The organism is Dyella sp. (genome assembly GCF_035508675.1).
GTDB lineage: Bacteria > Pseudomonadota > Gammaproteobacteria > Xanthomonadales > Rhodanobacteraceae > Dyella_B.
Map to the genome: position 1 here is coordinate 1 of NZ_DATJMN010000247.1, position 7,860 is coordinate 7,860.

Sequence of the window (7,860 nt, forward strand, 5' to 3'; positions counted from 1 at the left end):
CGCCAGAGCCTGGGTCGCTTGCGCGCCCATCAGTTGCGCCTTCAGGCTTTCCACGTCGCCGATGGCTTCCTTGGCCTGCGCTGCCTGTTGGGTAGCGGCAGCCAACTGCGATGCGGCGGTGCGTGCGTTCGTGCGTGCTTCGTCGATTTGTTGCGTAGTGACGAAACCCTTGGTCAGCAGCGGCACCATGCGTTCGAGCGTGTCATGGGCCAGGGCCAGTTGTTGGCGCGCACGATCGACTTCGCGAGCGGCCGCTTCCGCACCGGATCCCTGCGCGTTTACCTGCCGACCCGTGAGGTCGATGTCGGCCTGCAAGGCGGCCACTTGGGCATTGGCTTGCTGCAGCTTCAGTTCGAATGGTTCGGGATCGATCTGCAGCAGTATGTCTCCCTTGTGCACGAACTGATCGTTGCGGATATGCACCGCCACGATGCGTCCGCTGACTTCCGGCGTGATGCCGGCGCTGTAGGCAAAGATGTAGGCGTCATGGGTTCTTGGACGTTTGTCCACGACGATCATGGCGGCGACGATGAGCACCAAGGCCGAGGCGATGGAAACCAGGGCGACGATACGGCCCAGCGCGGTTTTGGCAGGCATGGATGAGGTCTCCATTCAGGCCAGCCACACAAGCCAGATCGCGAGCGTGGCCGCCGTCCACATGCATAGATAGACGACCACAGGCACGGGCAGCGACGCATCCACGCCGGTTTTCACCAGCACGCCGCGGACTACCATGACGAAGACGATGCCAAGCAGCGCGCACACCATCCAGGTTGGAAAGTAGGAGCCGAGAATGTTTCGCGAGGGCGAGGCGCTGCACGCGGACATCGTCATCGAAAGGGACGACATCAATGCCGCGCGAAGATAGCCATGTGCGTGCGTGGGTCGATGTGAATGCATCAGTGCAGCCTTGTTTGGGTCAGGTCAATGGCGGCGGCGATGATCAAGCCGCTTCCACGCGTTTGTTGTTCGCTAGCGACTTCCGCCATGCACCGGGTGCAACACCCATCTTTTGCGTAAAGACCCGACTGAAATGGCTTTGATCGGAAAAGCCCGTGTTGAAGGCGATATCCGCCAGCGAGACATCGGGGTCCGCCATGAGCTCAAGCGCCATATCGACGCGATGAGACAGCAGCCATTGATGCGGCGACAAGCCGGTGCTTTTCTTGAATCCCCGCGCCAACGCGCCCGCCGACAAGCCGCACGCTTCCGCCATTTCGTTGATGGAAATGCCTTCGAATGTCCGCTCGCGCATCATCTGCGTGACAAGGCGTTGCTGCCAGGGTGCCAACGCGCCGCGTATGACTTCGGGACGCTTCGACGATCCGCCATACGTGGACGCCATGTATGTGCACAGGCCTTGCAGTAGATGATCGACGAGCGCCTGGTTCGCCGCGGATGCCTGGTTGAAAATCGGCAGCAGCGTCTGGCCGATGCTGTTGACGATGGTGTCCTGGAAGCACTGGCCCGGCTGGATGGAAAGATCAACCGCACCCGTCTCTCCAAGTTCCTCGCTGGCTTCACCAATGGCCTGGCGCGGCATGTAGAAGTACAGCGAGTGCAGCGGGTCGCTTATGTAGGCGATGGGGTCGCATCGCAGGTCCAGCACGTAGGCGGTGCCGCCTTCGTAGGACGTTGAACATACGGGGCGGCCGTCACACCAAAGCTCATGCGTGCTCTGATTGCGCAGGTTGAGGCAGACCAGGTAGGCATCGTCGCTTCCCATCGGGGAAGTCATGCCGTAGCCGGGCTGATCGATCTTGAGTTCGGTTACCGCAAGGCGTACGCCACGCCTGGTCTGGCTGTGGAGAACAGGGGGATTGTTCAAATGAAACGAACGGCCAAGCCGGTCGCCGAATGCACCGCAATACATGTGCGCCTCTCCGAGCCAAAGGTCGTCGAGCGTCCTTGGTTGAACGTCGTCCTGGGTGGGAATTTACGCGCATGCTTCCTTGGCCGAAGCCTTCATCAGGGTAGACTTGCTGACACAAAGGGATAAATCGAATCACCCGAAAGTGTAGATCCATCGCTTATGAAAGCCATGTTGTACGGTGCTGATCTTGATCGACAGACAACCGCATACCCAGCATGCGCGCTCATTTCATTTCTGCAACGTTGACCCGTTAGGGCAACGCCCGACTAAGATGAGTCAGCGCCCTGATCTTGGATCGTTCCTGCTAAAACGCCCATCCCCCGCGTGGGGGACCGCTGATGCGCCGAACTTGAAGCATCAGCGGATGCTCACCGGTTGGCGGTGAGCCCCGGCACTCATCGGGAGCGAACCCTAGCGAAGGATCTCAGCACAAACTAAGCAGGGCGGGGTGGGGATTGGGCTGTGCTTCACCGCCAACCTGCGCGCCCTATGGCGTTTTACCTTCCGTAACCTCGCTTACCGTGAGGCGCGCAAAGGTTTCCTGGAGGCGATGGCCGGCGGGAAGGCTATCGAGCAGGCGCCGCGCCTTGTTGATGAACAGTTGTTCGTGAAGGGATGCGTTTGCGCGATCGCCTTGCAGACGATGCAGTTCGGCGGCGGTGCGGTGAATGCGCCAATCGGCCATCGGAGCACCCATCACATCGATCATATGCAGCGCATCGTTGATCAAACGGAAGGCATGTTCGAGGTCACCTTCTTCGATGGCAACGCGGCATCTGAGCTCCCGCGCCATCGCGCGCCAGGTGACTTCGATAGTCCGATCGGACCGTTCCAGCATGCGGTCGGCGTGAAGTCGCGCCAGGTCGATGTCACCCGATTGCAACAGGGCATTGGCTAGCGTCCATTCGAGCACGAACAACCAATACCAGTCGGTGATGACGGGCCGCTCAAGCATCTCGGGTTCGAGCCGCTTCAGGATGCCGAGCCCCTCTGCGAGATTTCCCAGCCCCACCTCCGCCGCTCCCGCAAGCAGCGTGCAATGACGGATTTCATTGGTGAGTTTCAAGGTGTAGAGCGCAGACGATGGATGGCCTGTTTGGTCTCTATGGAAACCCAGCTTGCTGCAAATGTCCCTGATGGCCTGGTAGTCCCCGGCCATCAGGTAAAGGAATCCGCGGAGCGTCTCCAGGGTGCAAATGCTGTAGCGATTGGCGTTGCCGACAAAAAGCGCCTCACTGGCGTCGAACTCTTTCAGGGCACGGCCCCATTCGCCGAGCAGCGTGTATGCCCACGGTCGCCCGAGGTGGGCCATCCAGATGGCGCGAAAGATATTGAACTCGGGTCGGTCTACCGCATGCTGCACGAGGATATCCAGGTTCGCGTCCACGGTTTCCAGGCACTCGCGGTATCGACTGGATATCAGGCAAACCATGCTGTATTCGATCAATCCCCAGGCGGTGATCTGGCGATCCGAGCCATTCCGCAAGGGAATCAGGTTTTCCTCGCAGGCCCTGGCGAGTTCGGCGTCCCACCCGACGATCCAGATCTGCCATATCGCGCTGCTAAGCCTGGTCCGTGCCCTTAGCTGCGGCTCGGCTTGTGCGCTGCTCAAGCGGGTGGCGTTTTTCAAATGCGGGACGCACGCAGCCGCATCCTGCCAGCTGAGGGTAAAAGCCATGCCGAGTTCCGCACGCGCCTGGATATCGGAAAAATGCCATTGCTCGGACATCCGAACCAGCTCGCTGAACGCCTGCAGCGCCCGTGGATCATGATTGGTCGCGTAAATGGCCGCGCGATCCTCCAGCAGTGTGGCCTGGGTCAGTTCACGCTCCCCATCGGAAAGATGGACGGCAATCGCATCGGCCTTGTCGAGAATGGCCAGCGCATCCTGATGCGCATAGCGGCGCTTGGCGGTTTGCAAGGCCATCTTCAGATAGGTGAGTCCCTTGGACCACTCGCGGGCATTGGAGAACTGCTCGGCAAGTTCGAATGCGGCGTGCGCTTTCGATTCGCTCGGGTACGACTTCTCCAATTCCTTGCCGATCAACGCGTGACTTTGCGCCAAGCGAAGCAGGCCCTGGCGATTTATCAGCGCTTGCCGAAGCAGGGCGTGACTGAATCGATAGAGTCGAACCGTCTGGCCGTTCTCCAGCGTATCCATGCCGCTGCGATGAATGAACGTGCCGGTTCGGCATAGAGCTTCGCATACTTCCTCGAACCTTCGCGCGCTGAGGCCGGCGGCCGTGGCCGGCACTACCGGATTGAAGATCTCTCCTACTGCACTGGCCGCTTCCAGGGCACGCTGCGTTTCATCGTCCAGGCCGCTTATTTTCGTCTCGACGACACGGCCAAGCGTTTCCGGGATCTCAAGGCGGATCTGGGAGAGCGGCACGTCGTTTTGCCATCGGCCGTGATCGGCGGATACCAGGCGCTTGTTCTGCAAATGATCCAGGATGGCGCCGAGAAACAGCGGATTGCCGCTGGAGCCACGCAAAAGAAGTTGTACGAACGACCGGCTTTCTTTCGAATCATCGGATTGGACATACTCCGCAATGTCCTGTTGGTCCAGTCCGCTCAAAGGGACCGACTCGCACAGCTTGTGCAATAGCAGTTCATTGACCAGCTGCATGAGCGCCGGCCCGCGTACCGCCGATTCATCCGAGCGATAGGTGGCCAGCAACAGCAGCTTGACGGACGATTTCCGCCTGGCAAATGCGGAGATGAGGTCCAGCGTCGAAAAGTCGGCCCAATGGAGGTCTTCCAGCAGGAGCACGAACACATCATCCTCAGCCAGCACTTCCAAGAGCTCGCAGAACTCGCCGAGCATGCGACTGCGGGCAGAAATGTGCGCCACTTTCTGCAGCCTGGCATGGTGTTCGCGGGACAGGAGGCCGCCCAGCTGATTGCCCCACGAAGGCGCTACGGTGACCAAGGCATCCTGCACCTTGCTGCCGCTAGTCCCCTTTATCAATCGGGAAAGAACCTCGATGATGGGGTAGAAGGGTTCGGCGCCACCGAAGCCTTCGATGCAACGACCGTACGACTGTACCGTGTGCTGGCTGGATATCTCCCTGCAAAACGTCTCCACCAGTGTCGTCTTGCCAATGCCGGCGTCACCGTGGACGAACACGATCTTCGGCCTGCCTTGGCGCGCTTGAATGAGTGCGTCGCGTAACGCACTCAACGGCGAGGCTCTGCCAATCAGCGGTGGTGCGGAAACCGGCGAAAGGCGGTTGTCGGTCTTTTGGCTGGCCATGACGTCCGCAATGAAGCGGTATCCGCGGCCGCGATGCGTTTCCAGATAACGCGGACGTTGCGCGTCGTCATCCAGGGCGTTGCGGATGGCCAGCACATGCCCCTTGAGCACCTCGGGTTGAACGGCCACACCCGACCAGAGCGCTTCAAGCAGCTCTTCATGCGAGACGAGGCGCCCGGAGTGCTCGACCAGATACCGCAGCACGTCAAACGCTTTTGCCGTAATGGTGACGGGGGTTGGCTCGCCCTCATCGGAGATGCGCCATAGCCGATGATTGATGGGATCGAGCCGAAAGGGTTTGAACTCCTTCATTTGATCACCGCCACCGTATTAAATAAGCCCCAATTCGGCGGCCCTGGATACGGCCTCGGCGCGGTTCTTGGAAGCCAGCTTGATGAAAATGTGCTTAGCATGCGATTTCACGGTTTCCGGCGTGATCTGTAATTCGCGAGCGATAGATTTATTCGACAGACCCAGGCTCATCAAGCGTAGGATAATCGTCTCCCGCGTGCTTAGCGATTCTACAAGTCGATGGTTGGTCCTGAATTTCTTTCGCGCCGACGGATGCACCGAGGGAGTCGTAAGCAGCCGCCCGACGTAGGGTCCAAGATGGCCCAGGCTTTTGGCGTGGGGAGATCGCCAAAGCTGCTTGAGCGGTGTTTCGATCAGTGGCATCTCGTCGAGAAAGCTGCGAAACAAGCCGACGTCGGCGCCCTGGCACAACGCGGCCAGCAGCTCCTCATGTGCACGGGCTGCTTGGCCCAGCGAGTAGAGCGCGCTCGACAGCAGAATCGTCAGCTTGACGACCAGTGCGGGATGATTGCGATGCAGGGCGGCGTTGCGCAGGTCGTCAAGCGCCCGTGCCGTGCAGATGCCAGGGCCGTTCGCCATCTGCAGGCGAAGAGCGGTCACTTGCAACGGCCATGCGTCGATAGGCATGGGGCGGCTTTTGCCCTCGAGTTCGCCATGAAAGTCCTGCATGTGTGCCAGGATGCTTTCGGCAAGGTCGACGCGTTCCTCATGGATGCGCAAGACCGCTTCTTCCATCTTGCAATGAAGCACCAGGCGGGGCCAGCGTCGTTGCACGCCTATTTCTTCGCCACGATGCAAGAGCAGCAACGCTATGTTTTGGCTACCTCTTGCTGCCGCAATTTTGGCGGACAGGATATAGGCGATGAGTGCGCTCTCGATCGCGCCACTCTCCTCCATGGCGGTGAGCCGGCCTCGCAGCAGCGCATCGGCTTCTTCCACCGCGCCGGCCTCGTAGTGCAATTGCGCCAGCACGCAGGTAGGGAGCAGCGACGCATACGCTTGCGGCTCCATCGACGTATCGCAGAGAGACAGCGCGTCCCTGGCCAGGCGTTCGGCCAGCTTGAAGCGCAATTGCTCGGCCTCCGCGGCAGCTTCGATCGAGAGATTGACGATTGCCATCAGCAGGGATGACGCGTGGCTGCGCGGCGCTTTTCCTCGCGACAATTCATAGAACGGCATAAAGTCGCGGGTGCGCCAGAAACAAAACTTCATGACTGCAGCAAGGGTGGACCGATATCGCGCACCTGTCTTGCGCGCCAGCACCGATTGCGCGCGGAACATCGCCTCGTCGATGTCGTCTTCCCACAGGCTGCCCATCGCCAGCAATGTCTCCACTTCATCGCTAGGGAAGTCTGGAAAGAAATGACTCTTTTGCATAAAGGCGCGACGCAACGTCGTCGTGGCGGCAACCACTTCGGTGCCATTCATCATGCCCACCGCGCGCCAGGCCGAATCCAGCAGTTCCCTCAGCGCCTCATGCGGGTCGTCAAGATCGTGCCAATCCTGTGCCCACCCCAGCTCGGCGGTCGCGGTAGCGTTGCGCGTCATGGACAACAGATTCACGTACCCATCCTCCGGCCTTCGTAAAGAGCACCGAAGCGGGCCCATGTTGCTTCAGTCACGTACGCCGCAGGGATGGTTCCCAGTATGCGCCCCGTGCCAAAAGTACCCATCACTCAATTCACCCAGCAGACCGTTGATCCACTCAACGTGTGATTCGTCCTTTGGATAGGAACATTAGGCGAGATAGCGCCCTCTGTCGTGAAATCCTGGTTTTGATTCGGTCTTCTTTCGGTTTTTTTGGAGGCCTGATCCAGGTGCAGGGGAGGGCCGCGGTCAAGGCTCCGAAGGTGGGGAAATCGCGCTCACTCGCACGGCGAAGCCAGCGTTTCGTCACGCGAAGAACGCGTTCGGCTGCGCAAAGACTTTAGACGGGCTCTAAGGATGTGAGTCCATGAAACCGCGGCGGATCGCGATCATGACGGCATGCGTGCGATCCTCGGCGTCCAGCTTGCCCATGATGCTTTTCATGCGGGCCTTGACCGTGTCTTCGGAAATGCACAGGGCTTCGGCGATATCGCGATTGCTGCGGCCCATGGCAACCAGCTTCAAGACACCGATTTCCCGCTCCGTAAGACCTTCCTGCCCGGTATGGCTGGCGATCTCCTGGGCGACTTCAGGTGCCACCGTGTGACGCCCGGAAAGGGCGCCGCGGACGGCCTTGATGATCTCGTCACGACGTGCCGTCTTGAGCAGATAAGAGGTTGCGCCAAGCGTGAAAGCCCGCACGACGCGTGCATCGCCCGGAAACGTGGTGAGTACGATGATGGTTGCATCGGGAAATTCGCTGCGAATGGTCGTGATGGCTTGCAGGCCGTCGACGTCCGGCATTTGAAGATCGATCAGCATGATGTCGGGC

The 7,860-nt window shown here is 59.8% G+C and carries 6 protein-coding genes; all 6 read right to left on the minus strand.

Annotated features, from left to right (window positions below):
• Positions 1 to 597, minus strand: a 597-nt coding sequence (locus tag VMA74_RS12995; protein ID WP_325367595.1) for a biotin/lipoyl-binding protein, incomplete at its 3' end; no start/stop codon positions are given.
• A 15-nt stretch (positions 598 to 612) separates the two neighbouring features.
• Entirely contained in the window at positions 613 to 900 is a 288-nt protein-coding gene (locus VMA74_RS13000; RefSeq protein ID WP_325367596.1) for a YtcA family lipoprotein, read from the minus strand.
• A 43-nt stretch (positions 901 to 943) separates the two neighbouring features.
• Positions 944 to 1,873: an AraC family transcriptional regulator gene (locus VMA74_RS13005; protein ID WP_325367598.1), complete on the minus strand. Its 930-nt coding sequence runs from the start codon at positions 1,871 to 1,873 to the stop codon at positions 944 to 946.
• A gap of 487 nt (positions 1,874 to 2,360) precedes the next feature.
• The gene (locus VMA74_RS13010) at positions 2,361 to 5,441 is read right to left on the minus strand and encodes an ATP-binding protein (protein WP_325367600.1); all 3,081 of its coding nucleotides are present in this window, start codon (positions 5,439 to 5,441) and stop codon (positions 2,361 to 2,363) included.
• Between the two features lie 18 nt (positions 5,442 to 5,459).
• Positions 5,460 to 7,004: a LuxR C-terminal-related transcriptional regulator gene (locus VMA74_RS13015; RefSeq protein ID WP_325367602.1), complete on the minus strand. Its 1,545-nt coding sequence runs from the start codon at positions 7,002 to 7,004 to the stop codon at positions 5,460 to 5,462.
• A gap of 375 nt (positions 7,005 to 7,379) precedes the next feature.
• The coding region (locus VMA74_RS13020) for a response regulator transcription factor (protein ID WP_325367604.1) at positions 7,380 to 7,860 on the minus strand (481 nt) is incomplete at its 5' end.

Bases quoted from the DNA above. Each gene is read 5' to 3' on its own strand.
- VMA74_RS13010 (WP_325367600.1), bottom strand. From the start codon at position 5,441: ATGAAGGAGTTCAAACCCTTTCGGCTCGATCCCATCAATCATCGGCTA.
- VMA74_RS13005 (WP_325367598.1), bottom strand. From the start codon at position 1,873: ATGTATTGCGGTGCATTCGGCGACCGGCTTGGCCGTTCGTTTCATTTG.
- VMA74_RS13000 (WP_325367596.1), bottom strand. From the start codon at position 900: ATGCATTCACATCGACCCACGCACGCACATGGCTATCTTCGCGCGGCA.